Source organism: Streptococcus sp. DTU_2020_1001019_1_SI_AUS_MUR_006, from assembly GCF_032340315.1.
Lineage (GTDB): Bacteria > Bacillota > Bacilli > Lactobacillales > Streptococcaceae > Streptococcus.
Genome location: NZ_CP135436.1, coordinates 931,341 through 953,319, shown reverse-complemented (window position 1 = coordinate 953,319; position 21,979 = coordinate 931,341). Strand labels below are relative to the sequence as shown.

Here is a 21,979-nt window from a genome sequence, read left to right as displayed (position 1 = left end):
ATCTTCAAAAGCTTCCTTTCTTTTACTATAATTTTACTGCTAATCGTGCTTTCGATACCAAACTGTATGGGATTTGGACTGTTTTCTTACGTGTCTTGTCCATATATTCCATAGTCAACTCATCCTCTTCAAAGGCCAGCAAGGTTCCTTCAAAGACCTTTTGCTTATCGATGGCTTGGTAAAGTCCAACATGGATGTATTTCCCAACTGCTCCAGCGACTACTTCCTTGGTTTTCAAAGGACGCTCCAAGCCTGGACTGGTGATTTCTAGGAAATATTGTTCTGGGAAGGGATCTGGCTTGATAGTATCTAGGACAGGACTGATGATTTCTGTCAAGTCCGCTGTGTCGTTCAAGGTAATTCCCTCTGGTTTATCTACAAAAATACTAAGAATCATGTCACTGCCAATCTTTCCGTACTCGATATCCACGAGTTCAAAGGGAGCTTCAATGACAGGTTCTACGACTTCTCTGACTAATTCTACGATAGTTGCGATTGCGTCCACCTCCTCATAAGCAAGAGGCGAAGATATTTCCCCGCCTCACTTTCTCATATTCTTACTTACAGTATAGCACTTTTGACTACTTATGTAAAGCATAAGCACTCAGAAGGCTTGATTTTAAGCTTTTTCTTAAAATTCTGCCTCAACTCGGTAGATAACTTGACCCTTACTTGAGAATTTTTGCTCATATTCTGTCATGACATTGCCTTCAAAGTCGCTGGCATGCAAGTCCAACCAAACTCCATTGAGCTTCATGCCATATTGAGAAAAACTCACTAGGCTATATTCAAACAAGCCACGGTTATCTGTCTTGAAATGAATCTCACCGTGTTCAGGCAAGATACGCTTGAAGGTATCCAAGAAACTCTTATAGGTTAGACGACGCTTTTCATGGCGCTTTTTAGGCCACGGATCTGAAAAGTTTAGGTACAAGCGATCAATCTCACCATCTTCAAAGTAGTCGGTCAAATCAGAACCATCAACCCACAACAACTTAATATTGGGTACAGCAACTTCCAAGACCTTGTCCAAGGCATAACTCAAAACAGACTTTTGAATATCAATCCCGATATAGTTGATGTCAGGGTTTTGCTTGGCCATACCTGTCACAAAAGCACCCTTACCACTACCAACCTCAACATGGATAGGATTGTCATTTCCAAATAAATCTCGCCATTTCCCTTTGGCTTCTAAAGGATTTAAGACAACATATTGAGGATTAGCCTCTAGTAATTCTGTTGCCCCTTTACGATTTCTAACTCTCATCTCTTCTTTCCATACTTGTCACGGAAGATACGCAAGGCATAAATCTCCCGATTGACATTTTCTAGATCTTCATTTGTATAATATTTGGCAATCTGGCTCAAGAAGGATAACTGAGCATACCAAAATAGTTTGTTGATGACTGTCTGGTTGTATTTGTAACCGTAATAAGTCAACCACTCTTTCCACTGATAGTCTGGAATATAGTGACATAGCATATGCGCTACATCAAACATGCGATCCGTTAAACGAACGGAATCCCAATCCACTAAATAAATAAGACCGCTCTCTGTCTCAATCCAATTACTATGTCGTACATCTCCATGAACGATCGTTGCATAATCTTCCCTAAAGTTTGGCAAGCTTCCTCGCAAATCCTCTACTACCATTCTTAGATATTGATTGTTTTTCAAGGATTCTGGAGCATCTTTTAACCAAGCCTGAAGCAAGTCAAAAGGTGTTTCTAAAGAATAGCCCAAACGAGTCAATTGCGTCATCAAAGGACGCGAACGATGCAAGCGGCTCAAAATATTGATAATCTGCTTGCGATTCATATCATAAGGGGTCAAAATTTTACCATTCAACCATTCTTGGGCACACATATCACGCCCATCCGATAAACGGCGAGTCCATAATAATTGAGGAGCGATTTGTTCCTTGGCTAAACCAGGTAGGATTGGAGAGGTGTTCATTTTTATAAAGACGCGCTTCCCATCAGGGTAGCTTCCCATATAAGCTTTTCCGCTTTTCCCAGGTATAGGGGTCAGCGTTAGCTCAATATCACCCAAGTCCATTTCTTTCCTCCGTATAAAGTTTCCTTACTATTCTACTAGTTTTTAGGCTATTCGTCAACCAGTCCCGACCTGATTCTCAAATAAAAGCCTCTGGGGTGGTTTGGATTATCATTATAGAAAGAAAAAGGTAAGCACAATCTCCTACTTACCTTTCATGATTTTTATAAATAAAATAAGAGTGGCCAACTGTTGTAAAACATATGGACTAGAGTAGAAACCCATAGATTTTGGCTCTTTTTATAAGCAAAGCCCAGTAACAAGCCCCCAAGTAGATAAAAAATAAACGAAGGGACATTAGAAGGTCCATGCATGAAAGAAAAGAGAGAGGAAGTTAGCACAAGCCCTAACCAAGAATTTTCAAATATAGTCCCCTGAAAATGAGTTCCTCCTGGATGGGTCCAAAAACTGAGGTAGTCAAAATCAAAGACATAGAAATTCCTCTGCTGACTTCCTCCAAGTGTTGAGCTCCTGCTCCAGAAGAAACAGCGAAGAAATGAATATAAACTAGCGTCTCAAGCACACTTAGAAGAAAGATTGCAATGAAAAGTAAAAGTTGTTTCTTGCTTAACATCCCAAAAGAAATCATTTCAAACTTTCTAGCATAAGAAACACTCAGCGCGGTTACAAGAAGACTTACAATAATCAATGCAGATTCATTTTGAAAAAAATCCCCATGGTTAATCGTATAAGGAACTGTAATTACGATTATTAGTACTAAAAATCCAAAACAAAAGGCATGAAATTTATTAAAAATAGTCATAAGCACAACCTCTCTCCTTTAAAAGTCGATCAAAATAAGGAGGCAAAAATTTTTATTTATGAACTCTTTGTTTCCACTTGATCATACCTGAAGTAATTAAGAGTGCAACAGCTATACGCAATAGATTGTAACTTTCTTCCTCTCCTGTATTAGGCAGTAATTGTTTGCTCAAATGAATGGTTTGGGAGGCAGAATCATTCCCCTTAACTTCGGATAAAGAAGTTTGTAACTTATCAGTATTTTCAGAGATTGTCTTAGATGTATCTCCTCGCTTATTCTTATCTGTCATTACCAAATCTTCAGGCTGAACAGTTATAGTGTTAGAAGGAGGAATATTATTCTTCAATGGTTCTCTACTATCACTATTATTAGTTAAATTTTCCTTTGAATTCTCCACCTCTCCTGTTTTATCATCACGGACACTTTCTGTTACTGTATCCTCAGAAGATGCTACTGTTTCCGTTTGCTTAGGTGAGTTTCTCGAGTACATATAATCATAAACCTGTTGTGCAGTTGCTCCGCCACCAACCCATCCAGATATCGGACGTCCGTTTCTTAAATACAAAATTGTTGGTGTTCCTGGAATACCGACTTTTTTAAATAGAAACTCTCTCGCTTCCCCGTCAAAATCTTTACCATCCAAATCATAATATTCTAACTTCTTTTCAATTAAGTTATTAAATTCTTTCAATTCAGGAGAAAATTGACGACAATGAGAACAAGTTTTTCTACCAAAATATATAGTATGTTCCAATTGATCCTCTGTAAAAGATTGACGAACGGCTTCAATATCTATCTTTTTAAATTCCGCAACATTCTGCTCATACTCTTCGGGAGTTACAACGGAAGGTTTATGCTCAACATTTTCCGTACCCGATTGCAGATCTGGTGCCACAACAGAACTATCATTAGGCTGGATAGAGGAAGAAGTAGTCTGTTCTTCTGCATATGCAACACCTGTAGTAATAGATGCAAATACAAGTGGTACAAGTAATAGTGATTTTATCTTTTGTTTCTTCATAAGAATACTCCTTTACATTTGATATATTTATCTTACCTTATTTAAGATTACAAATTCATCTAAATCTTAAATGGTCATCAAAACATCTTGAATTGCAAAAACTTCATTAAAAAAGGTAAGCATTTTGAAAACACTTACCCTTTTATACTTTATTAACCTCTACTTTTTATAATACTTCAACCCCCAAATGAGCAAAAGCATGATAATCAAGCATAGAACCACACCAATATAGGCGATTATTTGTTGGTAGGCTTCTGCTGCTGTGATACCTCTATACAGACAAATAATAGACATAAAGCCTGTCAAGCCGATGAACATGAGTTGATTGGTTCTAGGACTAACCAAATCATCATCTTCAAACTCTCTTATCCTCATTTCCCTAGTGAGGTAAACAGTAGCCAAAATAGAAGCCAAGTTAATAACTACTAAAAGAAATTGGAAAACTACGGAAAAATTTAAAAACTGACGAGATAGAAATAGATAAGTAGAAACAACCAAAGGTATCTGTCCGAACAACAACCTCACTAAGAAAACATTGCGTTTTGTTGCAAATATTTTTTTCATTACTATCTCCTTTCCCATGCTAACAGGTAAGCGCACCGCCAATTCCACCTAGTACAGCACCAATTGCACCTGTTCCTATAGCGTATGGCCCAAGTAGAAATGTTGAGCCATAAGTTGTAGCGTAGCCTTCCATCGCACCGTATGCAACCCCCGCTGCACAGCTAATTGTTCTTCCCCAATCAATATCTCCACCTTCAACGCAAGCAAGCATATCAGCATCCATAATCTCAAATTGTGACATCATTTTTGTATTCATGACAAATACTCCTTTTTATTTTTAATTTTTGTCTTGTTGCAACTTTGACAAGTTTAGTATAACATTGTTTTTTTTAATTTTTCACCCGAATCTTGAATTGTCATCGAAACATCTTGAATTGCAAAAACTTCATTATAAAAGGGTAAGTATTTCGAAAACACTTACCCCTTTATACTTCATTATGTGACTTTCAGTCTGTCTCGCACCTCACGGAGCGAGACAAAAAAACACCCGCTATGTAGGTGCGCGTCGAAGGTTATACCCAAAAAACTCCAAATGCGATACAATAAAGGTGTTCAAGCCAATTGTAAAGCGAAAGGAGAAAACCATGGTACAAAAGTCTCATAGTTTATCACACACAAAGTGGCACTGTAAGTATCACATTGTGTTCACCCCTAAGTATAGACGAAAAGTGATCTATAATCAATATCGAAGTAGTTTGGGAGAAATATTCCATAGATTATGTAATTATAAAGGTGTTGAGATTATCGAGGGTCACTTAATGCCAGACCATGTACATATGTTAGTCAGTAATCCACCGAGTATAAGTGTTTCAAGTTTCATGGGGTATTAAAAGATAAAAGTGCACTCATGATGTATGACAAACACGCTAATCTCAAGTACAAGTTTGGGAATCGTCATTTTTGGGCGGAAGGTTATTATGTGAGTACGGTTGGACTCAATGAAGCCACAATTAAGAAATATATTCAAGATTAAAGAAATTATCCAGTGAATGATTTCTTCACGAGTATGAAAATTTGAGAACGAGTAAAGCATGATATAGCACTAGATAAATTGAGTGTAAAAGAATATGAGGATCCCTTTAGGGATAGTGGTAAGTAATACCTAAGCCTCTTTAAGAGGCAAGTGACGAGTCAGGAGCAATAGGGCTTGAACAACGTGAAAGCCAGCGTCTTTAGGCGCTGGCTGGTAATTTGGGCTTATAGCCCTGGTACAAACCACCCGTTTAACGGGTGGTTATGATTAAGCTCTACTTTTTATAATACTTCAAGCCCCAAATGAGTAAAAGCATAATAATCAAGCAGAGAATAGCTCCAATATAGGCGATTAGTTGTTGATAGGATTCTACTGCTGTGATACCTCTATACAAACAGATAATAGTCATAAAACATGTCAAGCCTACGAACATTAGTTGATTGGTTCTAGGACTTACCAAATCATCATCTTCAAATTTTTTCACTCTCATTTCCCTAGTGAGATAAACAACAGCCAAAATAGAAGTCAAGTTGATAACCACTAAAATAAATTGGTAAACTAAGGAAAAATTTAAAAATTGACGAGAGAGAAATAGATAAGTAGAGATTAGCAAAGGCAACTGACCTAGAAACAATCTCGTTAGAAATACGTTGCGTTTTTTAGCAAATATTTTTTTCATACCTAAACTCCATTATAATTAAATGATATCTAATCATTTTCTAAAATTCGATAACTTTTGTGAAATGTTTTAGCAGAAACAACTCTATGATTGGTGATATCTAGATAATCACCTGGGTAACCAAGAACATACATACCATAACCAGCGAATCCTCCTCCAACTGTTCCAACCAGACCAAACTTGATATTAGTTGTGAGAGAAGTATTAAGAGCCGCCATAAGAATGCGCACATGATTATCCAACCAAACCATATAATTTTTTTGAAAAGCTTCCTCTACCCAACTTGGTTTAGGGGTTGCTTGACCAATTTCCCAAACATCAACAATCTGATTCCCATGTTTTGCCTTCATAGCTTCAATCCTTTTTTTAAAATACCATTACATGAGTTTGGAGTTCCCCCTATACCATAAGGACTACATGGTTTCGAAGGATGTCTAATAGGCCACTTACCATTTAATTGATCCAAAGTTGGAGACGGTGCTAGTCCACCCAATAAACCAGAAAGCATATCTCCGAAACCTCCTTCAACTTTCGCAAGCATTTCAGTATCCATGACCTCTAATTGTAACATCATTTTTGTATTCATGATGAATACTTCTTTTTTTATTTTCAATTTTTTACCAAAGTCTTAAATTCAATAAACAAATAGAATTATTTTTAATAATATATTTTTGATTTTCTTAACAAAGTATAGACGTCTACTATCTTCTTAAAAGTAGCAGTACTTATTTTTAAGTCTAAGATTTCAATAATCCTGAGTATCTAAAATATCTTAATTTTCACTGCTCTCCTTGCAATAAAAAGTTTTACTATATTATTTATTATCTTGCAGAAAAAATATTAGTAAATTAATCGTTTGTAGTTAAGTTTTTTTATTTCCTACAAATCCATCAACTAAGCAAAACATCAACAATTATATAAACTATTGATAATATAATCAAAATTTTGCTAACTATCTTATTCTCATCATTCTTAGATAGCTTTGATATTTTGTAAGTAAGCAAATAAGACAGTAAATTAATAGCGATAATAATACTATATTTAAGAATCATAATCTTACAAATTCGAGTTATTCAGTATCCATAATCTCAAATTGTTCCATCATTTTTGTATTCATGATAAATACTCCTTGTTTATTTTTAATTTTTTTCCTGTTGCAACCATGATAAATTTAGTACAACACTGTTTTAATTTTCTCACTCAAATTCAGAGTTACAATAAAAATATTAGAAATACATAAACTATAATTAACATATCACCTATACTATATCCTAGTATCCATATCTAATATTAGATAATTCTCTTAATTTTTTTATCTGATTAGACTGAATTTCAGATAAATGTAGCGCATTTTCAATTAATACATTTGAAATTTCAATGTTCATTCGACTAAGGGTATAAGGAATCGATATACTTCCTTTCTTTAATTCACATTCGTAAGAAATCAATATATCTTTCAAAGGGAGGAGTTGAGAATCACATTTTATATTTTGAATAAGTTCTTCTAATATGATGATAGCTTCACGGCGTCTTTCAATCCCACCAGAAAACCACTTTAACCCTCTCATTATAGAGGTCCACCCGAATTCCAACCTGCATTCCCACCTGAAAATCCATTAACAATAGAATTAGTAAGAATTTTATTTATAGCTTCAGGCCAGTTTACCCAGCAACCTTTAGAGTTATCACAATATAAACCATTACCGTAATATATTGTTTTTCCTCCTACTTTACTCGCAAGCATCTCAGTATCCATAATCTCAAATTGTTCCATCGTTTTTGTATTCATGGTAAATACTCCTTGTTTATTTTTAATTTTTGTCCTGTTGCAACTTTGACAAGTTTAGTATATCACTGTTTATTAAATTTTTTCATCCAAATCTTGAATTGTCATCGAAACGTCTTGAATTACTCAAAGAGCACCATCTTCCCAATCAACTAATCATGACCACCCGTCTAACGGGTGGTTTGCACCAGGGTTATAAGCTCAATTACCAGCCAGCGCCTAAAGACGCTGGCTTTTACCTTGTTCAAGCTGACTCGTCACTTGCCTCTTAAAGAGGCGTGAGTATTACTTACCACTATCCCTAAAGGGATCCTCATATTCTTTCACACTTCATTTATCTAGTGCTATATCATGCTTTACTCGCTCTCAAATTTTCATACTCGTGAAGAAATCATCCACTGGATAATTTCTTTAATCTTGAATATATTTCTTAATTGTGGCTTCATTAAGCCTACTGTACTCACATAATAACCTTCCGCCCAGAAATACCGATTTCCAAACTTATACTTGAGGTTGGCGTGTTTGTCAAACATCATGAGTGCACTTTTACCTTTTAAATACCCCATGAAACTTGAAATACTCATCCTCGGTGGAATACTTACCAACATATGTACATGATCAGGCATTAAATGACCTTCGATAATCTCAATACCTTCATAACTACACAAGCGATGAAATATTTCTCCCAAACTACTCCGATATTGATTATAGATGACTTTTCGTCTATACTTAGGGGTGAACACAATGTGATACTTACAGTGCCACTTTGTGTGTGATAAACTATAAGACTTTTGTGCCATATTTTTCTCCTTTCGCTTTACAATTGGCTTGAACACCTTTATTGTATCGCGTTTGGAGTTTTTTGGTATAACCTTCGACGCGCACCCGCATAGCGGGTGGTTTATTTGGCTCTATAATATTTGTAGTGGGTAAATCCCCTATAGATATTATGGAGCCTATTTTGTGTAGAAAAAAAGTCCCATAAGATCTATAATGAAAAGCGACCAAACCATCATTAGAAAGAATCCTATGGAACAATTACATTTTATCACAAAACTACTAGACATTAAAGACCCTAATATCCAATTTATGGATGTCATCAATAGGAATACCCACAAAGAAATCATCGCTAAACTGGACTATGGGGCTCCACATTGTCCCAATTGCGGAAGTCAAATGAAGAAATATGATTTTCAAAAACCTTCTAAAATTCCTTACCTTGAGACGACTGGTATGCCTACCAGAATTCTTCTTAAAAAACGCCGTTTCAAATGCTATCATTGCTCGAAAATGGCGGTCGCTGAGACTCCTCTAGTAAAGAAGAATCATCAAATTCCCCGTATTATCAACCAAAAAATTGCTCAAAAGTTGGTTGAAAAAACTTCTATGACTGATATTGCTCATCAGCTTTTCATTTCAACTTCAACTGTCATTCGAAAGCTCAACAACTTCCACTTTAAGCATGATTTTTCTCGTCTTCCAGATATTATGTCTTGGGACGAGTATGCCTTTACCAAGGGAAAGATGAGTTTTATCGCACAAGATTTTGATCAGCTCAATATCATTACTGTTCTTGAGGGAAGAACACAAGCTATCATCCGAAATCACTTTCTGCGCTACAATCGAGCCGTTCGTTGTCAGGTGAAAATCATTACTATGGATATGTTTAGCCCTTACTATACCTTAGCTAAACAGCTTTTTCCTAATGCAATAATTGTACTTGATCGTTTCCACATTGTTCAGCACTTAAGCCGTGCTATAAGTCGAGTTCGTGTTCAAATTATGAACCAATTCGATAGAAAATCCCATGAATACAAGGCTATCAAGCGCTACTGGAAACTCATCCAACAGGATAGTCGTAAACTCAGCGATAAGCGATTTTATCGCCCTACTTTTCGCATGCACTTAACGAATAAAGAAATTCTAGGCAAGCTTTTGAGCTATTCAGAAGAGTTGAAACACCACTATAATCTCTATCAGCTCTTGCTTTTTCACTTTCAGAATAAAGAGCCCGAGAAATTTTTTGGACTTATTGAAGACAATCTAAAAAAGGTTCATCCTCTTTTTCAGACTGTCTTTAAGACATTTCTCAAGGACAAAGAGAAAATTGTCAACGCCCTTCAATTACCTTATTCCAACGCCAAATTGGAAGCAACCAATAATCTCATCAAACTTATCAAACGAAATGCTTTTGGTTTTAGGAACTTTGACAACTTTAAGAAACGAATTTTCATCGCTCTGAATATAAAAATGGAGAGGACAACGATTGTCCTCTCCAGATGTTAGCTTTTTATTCAACCCACTACAGTTGACAGAGAGCCGTTTATTTGTCTCGCACCTCACGGAGCGAGACGGACTAATAGTCACATAACAAGGCAAAAAGCAACGGTTTTAAAGCCGTTGCTTTTTGCATGAGTCAGAGAGAGTGTTATCTCAGGCTCTATTAAAACTGTATCAAAACCACAAGTTGAGTCACAATATTGTATATTTAAAATGTTTAAGAGTAATTAAACAATGAAAATAATAAATTAATCCCCGTGAAGATATAAACTAGTACATGCATAGCCTAATCTAAAACCAGCTGCACCTGCCACAAGCAAACCTGCCAAACCAGCAGGTCCTGCCGCAATTGCTAACGCACTGGCACCAATACCATACGCACAATCAGCAATGTTCCCACCTCCAGAAATTTCTTCTAGAGTAGTTTGATCAATATTTTTCATAATTATCTCCTTAATCACCAGTGTAATACCATGCACCACAAGAATATCCTGTGCCAAATCCAGTAGCCGCTGCTCCAACCGCCAGCAGTGCAAAAGTTCCCCAGCCAATCGGACCTGAAGCGGCTGCTAAAATGGCACCACTCATGCCAATTCCGGTCGCACAAGACAACGCATTCCCTCCGCCAACAACATTTTCTAAGTCATTAATAGCTAAATCAATCATTTTTTCTCCTTTTGTATTTCTTATAATTAACATGATACGATATAATGGAAGTAATAATTAACGTACCTCCAATAATAAAGTTTAATAAATCCTGATGTTCTACAATTAAGTACAGACCAAATAAACATAGGCCAAATTGTGAACTACAGTTTTGAAATTTCATCAAGCCCCCCATTTTACAAAATTGATATACACTCTAATCTGGTTCATACAATATACTTTATAAGTATTTACTATGAGTAAAACCTGTAAGATTGATACATTTCTTTTTTGTCTTGTTGCAACTTTGACAAGTTTAGTATATCGCTGTTTATTAAATTTTTTCATCCAAATCTTGAATTGTCATCGAAACGTCTTAAATTAGCTTTTTTATTTAAAACCACCTCTAAAATTTTTTTAAAAGATAATTTCTAATCACTTTTTTACCATTCAGGAAGTTTCAATGACTATTCAAGATTTTATAAAATATGAACTTATTATTATGGCATAATATACCTATCTACTATATGAAAGGAATTGCCAATGACTTCTTATAAACGTACATTTGTTCCTCAAATAGATGCTAGAGACTGCGGTGTTGCTGCCTTAGCCTCGATTGCTAAATTCTATGGTTCAGATTTTTCTCTAGCTCACTTGAGAGAACTTGCAAAGACCAATAAAGAAGGAACGACTGCTCTTGGCATTGTAAAAGCCGCTGATGAAATGGGCTTTGAAACAAGACCTGTTCAAGCAGATAAAACTCTCTTTGACATGAGTGATGTCCCCTATCCATTTATCGTTCACGTTAACAAAGAAGGAAAACTCCAACATTACTATGTTGTCTATCAAACAAAGAAAGACTATCTGATTATTGGTGATCCTGACCCTTCTGTAAAAATCACCAAAATGTCAAAAGAACGCTTTTTCTCTGAATGGACTGGAGTAGCTATTTTTCTAGCTCCCAAACCCAGCTATCAACCCCATAAAGATAAAAAGAATGGTCTACTAAGCTTCCTTCCTCTGATTTTCAAGCAAAAATCTCTCATTGCTTACATCGTTCTCTCAAGCTTATTGGTCACGATTATCAATATCGGTGGTTCTTATTATCTTCAAGGAATCTTGGATGAATACATTCCAAATCAGATGAAATCAACTTTAGGAATCATCTCAGTTGGTCTGGTTATAACCTATATCCTCCAACAAGTCATGAGCTTCTCCAGAGATTATCTCCTAACCGTTCTGAGTCAAAGATTAAGTATTGATGTGATTTTATCCTATATTCGCCATATTTTTGAACTTCCTATGTCTTTCTTTGCGACACGTCGTACAGGGGAAATCATTTCACGGTTCACAGATGCCAACTCTATCATAGATGCCTTGGCTTCTACCATTCTCTCTCTTTTTCTTGATGTTTCCATTCTGATTCTTGTAGGGGGCGTCTTACTTGCACAAAACCCTAGTCTCTTCCTTCTTTCTCTTATTTCCATTCCTATATACATGTTCATCATCTTTTCTTTTATGAAGCCTTTTGAAAAAATGAACCACGATGTCATGCAAAGTAATTCTATGGTTAGTTCTGCCATCATCGAAGATATTAACGGGATTGAAACCATCAAGTCACTCACAAGTGAAGAAAATCGCTACCAAAATATAGACAGCGAATTTGTAGATTATTTGGAAAAGTCCTTTAAACTCAGCAAATATTCTATTTTACAAACGAGTTTAAAGCAGGGAACAAAATTAGTTCTGAATATCCTTATCCTATGGTTTGGCGCTCAATTAGTCATGTCGAGTAAAATTTCTATCGGTCAGCTGATTACCTTTAACACACTTCTTTCTTACTTTACAACTCCTATGGAAAATATTATCAACCTCCAAACCAAACTCCAATCTGCGAAGGTCGCTAATAACCGCTTGAACGAGGTCTATTTAGTCGAATCTGAATTTCAAGTTCAAGAAAACCCTGTTCATTCACATTTTTTGATGGGCGATATTGAATTTGATGACCTTTCTTATAAGTATGGTTTTGGACGAGATACCTTAACAGATATTAATCTCACGATTAAACAAGGAGATAAGGTTAGCCTAGTTGGAGTTAGTGGTTCTGGTAAAACAACTTTAGCTAAAATGATTGTCAATTTCTTTGAACCCTACAAAGGACATATTTCCATCAATCATCAGGATATTAAAAACATTGATAAAAAAGTCTTGCGCCGTCATATTAATTACCTACCCCAACAAGCCTATATCTTTAATGGCTCTATCTTGGAAAATTTAACCTTGGGTGGTAATCATATGATTAGCCAAGAAGATATTCTAAAAGCTTGTGAATTAGCTGAAATCCGTCAAGACATTGAAAGAATGCCTATGGGCTATCAAACTCAGCTCTCTGATGGAGCTGGTCTATCAGGAGGACAAAAGCAACGAATAGCCCTCGCTCGTGCTCTTTTAACTAAATCTCCTGTTTTAATACTAGATGAAGCTACTAGCGGTCTTGATGTCTTGACTGAGAAAAAAGTTATAGATAATCTTATGTCCCTAACTGATAAAACCATTCTCTTTGTAGCCCATCGTCTCAGTATAGCCGAACGAACCAACCGTGTCATTGTTCTTGACCAGGGGAAAATCATTGAAGTTGGTAGTCACCAAGAGTTAATGCAGGCGCAAGGTTTCTACCATCATCTATTCAATAAATAAGGAGAATGTCATGAATCCTAATCTATTTAGAAGCGTCGAGTTTTATCAGAGACGTTACCATAATTATGCGACAGTATTAATCATACCACTTTCATTACTGTTTACTTTCATCGTGATTTTCTCCCTTGTTGCTACAAAAGAGATTACTGTTACGTCGCAAGGAGAAGTCACTCCTACAAGTGTCATTGCATCCATTCAGTCAACCAGTGATAATACTATCTTAGCTAATCATTTAGTGGCAAATCAAGTAGTTGAAAAAGGTGACTTACTCATCAAATACTCTGAAACAATGGAAGAAAGTCAGAAAACTGCCTTAGAAACTCAATTACAAAGACTTGAGAAGCAAAAAGAAGGACTTGGAATTTTGAAACAAAGCTTAGAAAAAGCGACTGATCTTTTTTCTGGCGAGGATGAATTTGGCTACCATAATACCTTTATGAATTTTACTAAACAAGCTCATGATATTGAGCTAGGTATCTCAAAGACTAACACCGAAGTCTCAAATCAAGCTAATCTTGCCAATAGCAGTTCATCAGCTATTGAACAAGAAATCACAAAAGTTCAACAACAAATTGGAGAATACCAGGAGCTGAGAGATGCTATCGTAAATAAAAGGGCTCGCTTACCAACTGGCAATCCACATCAGTCAATTTTGAATCGTTATCTTGTAGCCTCTCAAGGACAAACACAAGGAACGGCAGATGAGCCATTTTTATCTCAAATTAATCAAAGTATTGCAGGTCTTGAATCATCTATCGCAAGCCTCAAAATTCAGCAAGCTGGTATCGGAAGTGTAGCAACTTATGATAATAGTTTAGCAACCAAAATTGAAGTACTCCGCACTCAGTTTTTACAAACAGCTTCTCAGCAACAACTAACCGTGGAAAATCAATTAACAGAATTAAAAGTACAACTAGATCAAGCGACACAGCGCTTGGAAAATAATACCTTAACCGCTCCAAGTAAAGGTATCGTTCATCTGAACAGCGAATTTGAAGGTAAAAATAGAATTCCAACTGGTACAGAAATTGCTCAAATATTCCCTGTCATCACAGATACAAGAGAAGTACTAATCACTTACTACGTATCTTCTAACTATCTACCTCTACTAGATAAAGGACAAACTGTAAGATTAAAACTGGAGAAGATTGGAAATCACGGCATTACCATCATCGGCCAACTTCAGAGCATTGATCAAACTCCTACCAGAACAGAGCAAGGCAATCTCTTTAAATTAACCGCTCTTGCAAAACTATCTAATGAGGACAGTAAACTCATCCAATACGGCCTACAAGGTCGAGTCACTAGTGTAACTGCAAAGAAAACATATTTTGATTATTTCAAAGATAAAATTCTAACACATTCTGATTAATTTTCAGATAACACTCTATAACTATTTATTATCTTATAAAACAGGAGAATCATAACATGGATAAGAATCAAAACCTAACTTCATTCCAAGAACTAACAACTACTGAACTCAACCAAATTACAGGTGGAGGATGGTGGTTCGATTCAATATTAAGTATATTAACATCTGATTCATCAAACCAAGCCAATAGGTATGGAAATCATCAACAAATGTAATCATACAAGGTGGTATTGGATAAAAAACTTGGCTCTATAATATTTGTAGTGGGTAAATCTCCTATAGATATTATGAAGCCTATTTTGTTGTAAAAAAATAAGACAGTAACCTCAGGATAGCTACTGTCTAGTCTCGTTTCTTCATAATTCCCTTATTGACTTAACAAATGGTAGAAAAAACTTAAAAATTATAAAAATTCATAATTAATCTTTCAAAACACTTATATTATAGAATTTTGTTATATTTATTCTATTATTTAGTCATTCTATTATTTGTTATCATTCAATTGATAACATTGTCAAAACCTGACGAAAGACTTGATTTTTGCAGGTGGTATTTAGACTAGTATTAGGATGGCTTTCCACAATTTTCATGACGGTATAGAGACCAACTCCTCTCTCCTCCCCTTTAGAACTTGCTCCAAAGGAGAAAATCTCAGAAATATCGATACCCTCTTCTTTGATGGAGTTTTCAATGATAAAGGTCTCCTGTGCTCCATTTTTAAAAAAGGCAATTGAAACTTGAGGATGACTAGCCTCTGCACTGGCTTCAATGGCATTGTCACAAAGGATAGATACGATGGTTAAAAAATCAAGCAGGCTCATCCCCTCAACTTGAATCTCCTCAGGAACTTCGACATTAAAGACAATATCCCTTTCTCTTGCTTTTATAAATTTTCCAGCTAGAAGACTTTTGAGGGCACGGTCACGAATATTCACCAATCTGCCCAGGTCATATTTATTGTCCCGCAATTTCTGAACGGAGTCCTTTAAGACCGAGTCGTAGACCTCTTTTACCTGTCCCATATCCTCCTCTTCAATGCCCAGACGTAAGCTAGTCAAGAGATTGGTATAATCATGACGAAAGCTCCGTATTTCCTTGTAAAGCTCCTCTATATGCAGACTATACCGCTCCATATCTTTGTAGCGCAAGTCCTGCTCTTGGTTCAGTTTTCCCTGAAGTTTTTCCTTCAAGTAGGTGTCCAATCTCTTGACAACCCCCATAAAAAAGAGCAAGTAAAACACCAGAATCAGATGGCGAATAGTCGTTGATTGAACACCTTGTACATATTCAAAATAAGACAGACTTTGCATCACCAAATAGTAAGCTCCCATTATCCAGTTAATCTTAGTCAGGGACTTTTGAAAATCTTTATCTAGAATCTCCCTTCTCAAGCTAGTGAAATCATAGTCTAACCATTTCAAAAAAGCTAGAGAAATAAAGCAAATAAAAATTTTTATAAATAACCAAATAAAAGAGTGGTCATCATACACCTGCCCTTGCTCCAAAAATGGAAGCACAAAATAGGAGACTCCTCTATAAAAGAGATTCACCAATATCATTGGAAAGAGACCATAAAAGAGAAGGAGTTTTTTAGGAAGCCCTCTTAAAAACAAGAAAGATAAACCGATGCCGTACAAGGGTTCCACAAAATAAGATAGGTAAGTATTTCCTACTATATAGCTAATCATTACAAAAACAACTGCCAAAAGTATCTTAAAAAGAAAGGCCTTAAAAACTCTCTCCAGAGTTAGAACAATTCCATCCACCTTAAAAAATATAAACAATTCCAATCCAGGTATCAAAAACGCATATACTATCTTCCAAACTAATTCCATTCCATCACCTCACTCAGTGTAAGTTATTGATAACCTCAGACACTTCCCTGACCTTATAACGCGCGATCAGACAGCTTCCACCATTGGGAAAGAAAAGGAGTTTTTCTTTCTTATCCAAACGAACTACATTGGTTGGATTGATGAGGAAGGAGCGATGGCACTGCAAGAGACGTGGCTCCTGCTTGAGAACCTCCTCTAAACTCGCCGTAAATTCCAACCTGTCTGTCTTGGTATAGAGGATAACACGATGGGGTCTTGGGGATGTTTCGAGATAGTAAACCTCTTTAAAAGGATACTGGAATTGAGCAAATTTTGATTTAAAGTAAAAGCAATCGTCCGCCAGACTTTTACTATCTTGACTATTGGCATAGAGGAGGGCTGTCTCGATGCGAGATTCAAACTCCTCTGCCGACAAGGCCTTATCAATGTAGTCCAAAGCTGAAACTTGGTAGCGAAAAGACAGGGGCATAAACTCTGAGTGAGTCGTCACAAAGACGATTAGGGCATAAGGATCTCGATCTCGAATCTTTCTAGCCACTTCTAGCCCCTTCATCTCTTCGTTTCGAATCTCAATGTCCAAAAAGAAAAGCTGATGCGCACCCTTCTCATGCACCTCTGCCAGCAGTTGGTCTGTTTTCCCGAAAACTTCAAAAGAACTGGGAATGATACTCTGTTTTTTCAAAAGTTTTTCAATCGTCTTTTCAATTCTGGCTTGTTGGGAAAAATCATCTTCTAAAACAAAAATTCTCATCTTCTTACTCTCCTTCTTTCAACCATTTTTGGCGAATTTCTCTATAACGACGTCTGGAATACTGAACAGCATATCGACCTTCTTCTCCAAGAAAAAGAGTCTTTGATTGGAGTTCCATGGATTTTACTCGTTCAAGGTTGACCAGACAATTTCGATGACATCTCGTTAAGGTTTCCCCATATTGTTTCTCAAGCTTGCTTAAATTTTGAAACAGATCAAAGCTAGCTTCTTTAGTAAAAATCTGCACGGTATGGGCTTTACTTGGATGCGTTTGGATATAGTAGATATCCTTTATGTTTAATTTAAAAATTTCTTTCTCTTTTTGGATGATGATATAGTTCATGGATAAAACCTCCTGTAGAGAGGATATCATAAGTCTAGCAACTAATTTTCACCAAATCCTAAACGGTCCTCAAAAATTCCTAAAGTGTTGAATTTTTTACTAAATAACCATGATAACCTTACAACTATTTTATCATAAAATCCCGCTATTACCATTCAGGAAATTTCAATGACAATTAAAGATTTGTAGATAAAAAAAGAGTAAAAAGTGATAGGCTATGATTAGAAAGACAAAGGCTTAAAACAACTTTAAAACCATCACAAAGGAGGAATTCTCATGACAGAAACAGACCCAATCAAAAGAGCTCAGACACTGATAACTGAGTTAAACAAAGCCTACCAAGTCTGCAAACAGGCAACAACTGACGATGTCCGTTTCCAGGAGCAGCTGGACAATATCCTCCGCTTTCTCTCTAAAGCTGAGACAGTGGATAATCGATTCTTGATTGAGCTGGAAAAATTTTACCAAACTTCCAGTCTTCTCATGGGCCTCAGTGCTCTCAATCCAGATGCCCCTACCCGTGCCGCTTGGAGAGCCTATGACCGCTTCCACTTTGACCAAGTCAAAACCAAGTTGAGTCTCTACGGGCCAACCCTTATCTTGTAATAGTCTTAAAAAATCTTTTCAAACCATGTTAGCCTTAAAACTAGGTTTTGAGTAACCTGCGACTATCTTCTGGTTTGCTTCTTGGTATTCATTGAGGTTACGTAAATAAAAATGGCGGTGGGACAGAAATCGATAGACAAAGTCTCGATTTCGTAATCCCAGCCCCGCGAGGATGATTAGGAGCTTTTTGGAGTCTAAAAGACGAACAAAAAGTTCAATCAGCTACCTCGTCAAAGTTTGATTGCTAATAAAAAGTGAGGTCGGGATCTTTTGTCCCAACCTCACTTCTTTTCTAATCTTATAAGATTTAATCCTGCATCTGACGTTTCACCTGATATGGGAGATACAAGATTTGCAAGACCAGTCCAGCTCCAAGGAGGGCTAGAAGGGCTAGTTTTTCTTGGAGGGTAATCAACCCAACTACCAGTTGAACCAATAAAACAAAACCAGTCAATCCTCGGACAACCGCCTGTAACCCTTTTTCCTTTTGCCCCTTGTCTAGCGGGAAAAGTTGGGTCAAATATTGGTAGTCAAAAGCATGATAGAGGGCCAATAACTGAAAGAGCAAGAGATAGTTAAATAAAACTACTACTGCTGTCGCTATCCAAGCTTGCTCGATAAAGATCAACGCCAGCAAAGATAGGAAGAGGAGACGAAGACTGAGGGCAAAGAGGTCTCCATTTCGCAGATAAGAACGAAGATAAAGGTTCTGCCAAATCTTGCTCGGTACCTTCTGAACTGCTTTTAGGATAACATCTAGATAAGCTCGTCGCTTGACGCTGTTTGAAATTCCCTTAACTTGGGTAAAGAGGGCAAAGAAGCGAAGCAAGAACTGCTTTCGTTTACTTTCTTGGGCAATCACATAGTCCCAGTCCAGATGATTTGCACTAAAAAACTTGCCAGCTTTTTTCTGAAATAGGAAATATTTCACGACTCCCAAAAGAAGAACATAAACACCAAAAACCACTAAGCCCAAGCCCATGGCTAAAAATAGAGGGGCAAAAAGAAGCAAGAAGAGAGTCTGTACACTAACCCAAAAGATGAAGGAAACTAGGTTTTGCTTTTGGATATGTTCTCTCACTTCTTCTTCAGCTACTAAGAGAAAGAGCTTATCAGGAGCTTCCACATAAGTCGCTATCCCTCCCCAAAGCAAGAGTAAAACAGAGACAATTCCAATTAAACATAGGATTGGTAAGTGATTCTCAGGAAAATGCTGGAGCAGTTGACTATACTGATAGGCTAGAAAACCTACCAAGACCAGTAAAAACAGGACAAAGTGGTCATTGAACACATAGCGCAGATAACCGACACATTCTTTACGAAAAGCCTGCTTTCGCTTTAGAAACAAGTCTTTCATCGGTCCTCCTCTTTGGTCAAAGCCAGGTAAATATCGTTTAGACTTGCTTGAGGCATAGCAAAAGCTTCTCTCAGTTCTTCAAGATCCCCTTTAGCTCTCACTTGCCCTTTGTGAAGAATAACAAAAGAATCACACATTTTTTCAGCAGAGTCAAGAACGTGGGTACTCATGAGGATAGACTTGCCTTTTTTCTTTTCAAGGTCCAAAAGCTGGATCAAGTCTGAAATGGCCAAGGGATCAAGACCAAGGAAGGGTTCATCGACGATAAAGAGACTCGGATCCACGACAAAGGCACAGATAATCATAACCTTCTGTTTCATCCCTTTTGAAAAATGAACTGGGAACCAGTCTAATTTCTGATCCAAACGAAACATTTTTAAAAGAGGTTCTACACGTTCAAAAGCTAGATTTTGCTCAATACCATAGGCCATAGCAACCGTCTCGATATGTTCTCTGAGAGTTAATTCTTCGTACAAACTAGGAGTTTCAGGAATGTAACCAATCTGCTGACGATATTCTCGCGGATTGGCACCTAAGGTTAGCCCGTCGATGTTTATTTCTCCACTATAAGGTGTCAAAAGTCCAATAATTTCATTGATAGTCGTTGATTTTCCAGCACCATTGAGACCGATCAAACCGACCAACTGTCCACTCTCGACTGTAAAGGACACATCTTTCAAGACAGGGACATGAACATAGCCCCCTGTCAGATTTTTAATTTCTAACATATTTTCTCCAAATCTGGTATAATGTAGCTATATTATATCAAAATTCAATACAGTAGAGGTAGATTTTATGTCAGATTGCATTTTTTGTAAAATCATCGCAGGGGAAATTCCTGCTTCAAAAGTATATGAAGATGAGCAGGTTCTTGCCTTTCTTGATATCTCTCAAGTGACACCAGGACATACCTTGGTCGTACCCAAAGAACACTATCGCAATCTTTTGGAAATGGACGCTACTAGCGCCAGCCAACTCTTTGCCCAAGTGCCAACAGTAGCTCAAAAAGTCATGAAAGCTACCAAGGCTACTGGTATGAATATCATTGCTAACTGTGAAGAAATCGCAGGGCAAACCGTCTTTCATACCCACGTCCACCTCGTACCTCGCTACAGTTCGGACGATGACCTCAAGATTGATTTTATCGCCCACGAACCAGACTTTGACAAACTCGCTCAAATCGCTGAAACCATCAAAAATGCCTAAGGAGTTGCTATGAAATTATCCAATCTACTGCTATTTGCAGGAGCTGCAGCCGGAAGTTATCTGGTCACAAAAAATCGCCAAACCATCACAGATGAAGTCTTGAATACAACTGACCGCGTTCAAGCTATCAAGGACGATGTGGATATTATCCAAAATAGCCTACAAATCATCGACCAGCAAAAAGAACTCATCAAGGAATACCAAGAAGACCTGACTTACAAGTTTAAGGTCTTGGAAAAAGACGTTCAAACAAGATTAGCTGTACTAAAAGAATTGCAGGAAACTGAAGAAAACTAATGTAAAGAAAATCTCCAACTTTCCTTATTCCCCTTTAAAGCCATTTTGGGTCAGCAGATCCTAACAGACCAGGGAGGGCATGAAAATGAAACAGTTTTTTAAAGTTTTGACGCGGATCATCCTGATTATTTGTGGTGGCCTCTGCCTTCTTGCAGCTCTGGCATTTCTAATACTGGCCAATCTTTTCAAGGCCGAACCGAGTGATATCCAAGAGGGGAATGAAAGCTTAAAACAAATCTTTATTTCTCTTGACATGCCTCCTGAGAAAGTAGAATCAAATGGAAGCTATCAATTCGAGGGTGGAGGCTTAGATTTTTATGTGACTTTCTCAGACGAGGTCGTCAATAGCCACCCAGTCCTAAAAGAAAGTCCAAACCTCACTAAAAACCAACTCAAAGTTTATGTCTTAAACACAGAAGAGATTTCCTACTATTCAGTAGAAGACAACTTATTCAATCATGGTTTATTCCAATTTTTAGAGGAGGAAAGCAGGAAGTATTTCCAAGAAATCGGAAAGAAATCAAATCCTTCTTACTTTATTCTCTCTTGGAGGGATCCAGAAAGCATGAAAAAGGGAATCGCATTCTATGAAAAAGCTTTGACCTTGGTGGATATTCAGGATAATTCGGCGATTAATCACATTGATACCGTCGTCCTTAAACCTGGAAAAGAAGCGGAATTCAGGCAACTCATCCAGGACATGGATGAGGCTGGCTTACTCACTCAAAGATCTGAATAGCAGACCAACC

General features: G+C 37.1%; 26 protein-coding genes and 3 pseudogenes. 9 read left to right on the top strand and 20 right to left on the bottom strand.

Annotation, left to right across the window (positions count from 1 at the left end):
* Positions 1–25: 25 nt before the first annotated feature.
* From rimP to RRU92_RS04680, 7 genes and pseudogenes are all read right to left on the bottom strand, one after another.
* Positions 26–505 (bottom strand): ribosome maturation factor RimP, encoded by a 480-nt coding sequence (gene rimP / locus RRU92_RS04710; protein WP_410530774.1) that lies wholly within the window; start codon positions 503–505, stop codon positions 26–28.
* A 126-nt stretch (positions 506–631) separates the two neighbouring features.
* Complete coding sequence (gene trmB, locus RRU92_RS04705) at positions 632–1,267, bottom strand: tRNA (guanosine(46)-N7)-methyltransferase TrmB (protein ID WP_070460207.1); 636 nt, start codon at positions 1,265–1,267, stop codon at positions 632–634.
* On the bottom strand, positions 1,264–2,058 hold the full coding sequence (gene ccrZ / locus RRU92_RS04700) for a cell cycle regulator CcrZ (protein WP_060955302.1): 795 nt from the start codon (positions 2,056–2,058) through the stop codon (positions 1,264–1,266). Before ccrZ ends, trmB begins: the two co-directional genes overlap by 4 nt.
* A 161-nt stretch (positions 2,059–2,219) precedes the next feature.
* A pseudogene (locus RRU92_RS04695) lies at positions 2,220–2,818 on the bottom strand (CPBP family intramembrane glutamic endopeptidase).
* A 52-nt stretch (positions 2,819–2,870) separates the two neighbouring features.
* Positions 2,871–3,839, bottom strand: coding sequence for a thioredoxin domain-containing protein (locus tag RRU92_RS04690; RefSeq protein ID WP_248034702.1), 969 nt, complete (start codon positions 3,837–3,839; stop codon positions 2,871–2,873).
* A gap of 159 nt (positions 3,840–3,998) precedes the next feature.
* Positions 3,999–4,403 carry an immunity protein gene (locus tag RRU92_RS04685; protein ID WP_206284145.1) on the bottom strand — a complete coding sequence of 135 codons (405 nt, stop codon included), beginning with the start codon at positions 4,401–4,403 and terminating at the stop codon, positions 3,999–4,001.
* 19 nt (positions 4,404–4,422) lie between these two features.
* Complete coding sequence (locus RRU92_RS04680; RefSeq protein WP_206284146.1) at positions 4,423–4,659, bottom strand: Blp family class II bacteriocin; 237 nt, start codon at positions 4,657–4,659, stop codon at positions 4,423–4,425.
* Between the two features lie 328 nt (positions 4,660–4,987).
* Here RRU92_RS04680 and tnpA (RRU92_RS04675) point away from each other — a divergent pair.
* Positions 4,988–5,502: pseudogene (tnpA, locus tag RRU92_RS04675) on the top strand (IS200/IS605 family transposase).
* 148 nt (positions 5,503–5,650) lie between these two features.
* Here the strand turns inward: tnpA (RRU92_RS04675) and RRU92_RS04670 are convergent.
* The 6 genes and pseudogenes from RRU92_RS04670 to tnpA (RRU92_RS04645) all read right to left on the bottom strand — a co-directional run bounded on the left by RRU92_RS04670 (position 5,651) and on the right by tnpA (RRU92_RS04645) (position 8,641).
* Positions 5,651–6,055, bottom strand: coding sequence for an immunity protein (locus tag RRU92_RS04670; RefSeq protein WP_315640807.1), 405 nt, complete (start codon positions 6,053–6,055; stop codon positions 5,651–5,653).
* 29 nt (positions 6,056–6,084) lie between these two features.
* Positions 6,085–6,405, bottom strand: coding sequence for a role in replication (locus RRU92_RS04665; protein ID WP_315640806.1), 321 nt, complete (start codon positions 6,403–6,405; stop codon positions 6,085–6,087).
* Complete coding sequence (locus RRU92_RS04660; protein WP_315640804.1) at positions 6,402–6,641, bottom strand: ComC/BlpC family peptide pheromone/bacteriocin; 240 nt, start codon at positions 6,639–6,641, stop codon at positions 6,402–6,404. Before RRU92_RS04660 ends, RRU92_RS04665 begins: the two co-directional genes overlap by 4 nt.
* A gap of 685 nt (positions 6,642–7,326) precedes the next feature.
* Positions 7,327–7,623: a bacteriocin immunity protein gene (locus RRU92_RS04655; protein ID WP_248034706.1), complete on the bottom strand. Its 297-nt coding sequence runs from the start codon at positions 7,621–7,623 to the stop codon at positions 7,327–7,329.
* Complete coding sequence (locus RRU92_RS04650) at positions 7,623–7,844, bottom strand: leucocin A/sakacin P family class II bacteriocin (RefSeq protein ID WP_248034707.1); 222 nt, start codon at positions 7,842–7,844, stop codon at positions 7,623–7,625. The genes RRU92_RS04655 and RRU92_RS04650 overlap by 1 nt, the downstream gene beginning before the upstream one ends.
* 327 nt (positions 7,845–8,171) lie before the next feature.
* Positions 8,172–8,641: pseudogene (gene tnpA, locus RRU92_RS04645) on the bottom strand (IS200/IS605 family transposase).
* A 229-nt stretch (positions 8,642–8,870) separates the two neighbouring features.
* Between tnpA (RRU92_RS04645) and RRU92_RS04640 the strand changes: the two are divergent.
* Positions 8,871–10,127 carry an ISL3 family transposase gene (locus RRU92_RS04640; RefSeq protein WP_315640803.1) on the top strand — a complete coding sequence of 419 codons (1,257 nt, stop codon included), beginning with the start codon at positions 8,871–8,873 and terminating at the stop codon, positions 10,125–10,127.
* A 242-nt stretch (positions 10,128–10,369) separates the two neighbouring features.
* Here RRU92_RS04640 and RRU92_RS04635 read toward each other — a convergent pair whose 3' ends face one another.
* Both RRU92_RS04635 and RRU92_RS04630 read right to left on the bottom strand, forming a co-directional pair.
* A complete protein-coding gene (locus RRU92_RS04635) occupies positions 10,370–10,564 on the bottom strand; it encodes a hypothetical protein (RefSeq protein ID WP_061862669.1) in 195 nt (64 codons plus the stop codon).
* Between the two features lie 10 nt (positions 10,565–10,574).
* The gene (locus tag RRU92_RS04630) at positions 10,575–10,787 is read right to left on the bottom strand and encodes a hypothetical protein (protein ID WP_315640802.1); all 213 of its coding nucleotides are present in this window, start codon (positions 10,785–10,787) and stop codon (positions 10,575–10,577) included.
* A 522-nt stretch (positions 10,788–11,309) separates the two neighbouring features.
* Between RRU92_RS04630 and blpA the strand changes: the two genes are divergently transcribed.
* The 3 genes from blpA to blpC are packed head-to-tail and all read left to right on the top strand — an operon-like array spanning position 11,310 to position 15,050.
* Complete coding sequence (gene blpA, locus RRU92_RS04625; RefSeq protein WP_315640800.1) at positions 11,310–13,463, top strand: peptide cleavage/export ABC transporter BlpA; 2,154 nt, start codon at positions 11,310–11,312, stop codon at positions 13,461–13,463.
* 10 nt (positions 13,464–13,473) lie between these two features.
* On the top strand, positions 13,474–14,835 hold the full coding sequence (locus RRU92_RS04620) for a bacteriocin secretion accessory protein (RefSeq protein ID WP_315640798.1): 1,362 nt from the start codon (positions 13,474–13,476) through the stop codon (positions 14,833–14,835).
* A gap of 56 nt (positions 14,836–14,891) precedes the next feature.
* Positions 14,892–15,050, top strand: coding sequence for a quorum-sensing system pheromone BlpC (gene blpC / locus RRU92_RS04615; RefSeq protein WP_248034714.1), 159 nt, complete (start codon positions 14,892–14,894; stop codon positions 15,048–15,050).
* Between the two features lie 279 nt (positions 15,051–15,329).
* On the opposite strand, the gene RRU92_RS04610 is transcribed toward blpC, so the two are convergent.
* Genes RRU92_RS04610 through RRU92_RS04600 form a run of 3 tightly spaced genes read right to left on the bottom strand, consistent with a single transcriptional unit; the run spans position 15,330 to position 17,764 of the window.
* Positions 15,330–16,670, bottom strand: coding sequence for a sensor histidine kinase (locus tag RRU92_RS04610; protein ID WP_315640795.1), 1,341 nt, complete (start codon positions 16,668–16,670; stop codon positions 15,330–15,332).
* 13 nt (positions 16,671–16,683) lie between these two features.
* On the bottom strand, positions 16,684–17,421 hold the full coding sequence (locus tag RRU92_RS04605) for a LytTR family DNA-binding domain-containing protein (RefSeq protein ID WP_315640794.1): 738 nt from the start codon (positions 17,419–17,421) through the stop codon (positions 16,684–16,686).
* A 4-nt stretch (positions 17,422–17,425) separates the two neighbouring features.
* A complete protein-coding gene (locus RRU92_RS04600; protein WP_248034717.1) occupies positions 17,426–17,764 on the bottom strand; it encodes a LytTR family DNA-binding domain-containing protein in 339 nt (112 codons plus the stop codon).
* A 276-nt stretch (positions 17,765–18,040) separates the two neighbouring features.
* Here RRU92_RS04600 and RRU92_RS04595 point away from each other — a divergent pair, with 276 nt between their 5' ends.
* On the top strand, positions 18,041–18,370 hold the full coding sequence (locus RRU92_RS04595) for a helicase BlpT (protein WP_315640793.1): 330 nt from the start codon (positions 18,041–18,043) through the stop codon (positions 18,368–18,370).
* A gap of 307 nt (positions 18,371–18,677) precedes the next feature.
* Here RRU92_RS04595 and RRU92_RS04590 read toward each other — a convergent pair whose 3' ends face one another.
* Positions 18,678–19,727 carry an ABC transporter permease gene (locus tag RRU92_RS04590; protein ID WP_315640792.1) on the bottom strand — a complete coding sequence of 350 codons (1,050 nt, stop codon included), beginning with the start codon at positions 19,725–19,727 and terminating at the stop codon, positions 18,678–18,680.
* A complete protein-coding gene (locus tag RRU92_RS04585; protein WP_315640790.1) occupies positions 19,724–20,455 on the bottom strand; it encodes an ABC transporter ATP-binding protein in 732 nt (243 codons plus the stop codon). The genes RRU92_RS04590 and RRU92_RS04585 overlap by 4 nt, the downstream gene beginning before the upstream one ends.
* Positions 20,456–20,522: 67 nt before the next feature.
* Between RRU92_RS04585 and RRU92_RS04580 the strand changes: the two genes are divergently transcribed.
* The 3 genes from RRU92_RS04580 to RRU92_RS04570 all read left to right on the top strand — a co-directional run bounded on the left by RRU92_RS04580 (position 20,523) and on the right by RRU92_RS04570 (position 21,969).
* Positions 20,523–20,933, top strand: a complete 411-nt coding sequence (locus RRU92_RS04580) for an HIT family protein (protein ID WP_315640788.1) — start codon at positions 20,523–20,525, stop codon at positions 20,931–20,933.
* Between the two features lie 9 nt (positions 20,934–20,942).
* On the top strand, positions 20,943–21,230 hold the full coding sequence (locus RRU92_RS04575; protein ID WP_315640786.1) for a hypothetical protein: 288 nt from the start codon (positions 20,943–20,945) through the stop codon (positions 21,228–21,230).
* Between the two features lie 85 nt (positions 21,231–21,315).
* The gene (locus RRU92_RS04570; RefSeq protein WP_315640785.1) at positions 21,316–21,969 is read left to right on the top strand and encodes a hypothetical protein; all 654 of its coding nucleotides are present in this window, start codon (positions 21,316–21,318) and stop codon (positions 21,967–21,969) included.
* Positions 21,970–21,979: the final 10 nt, after the last annotated feature.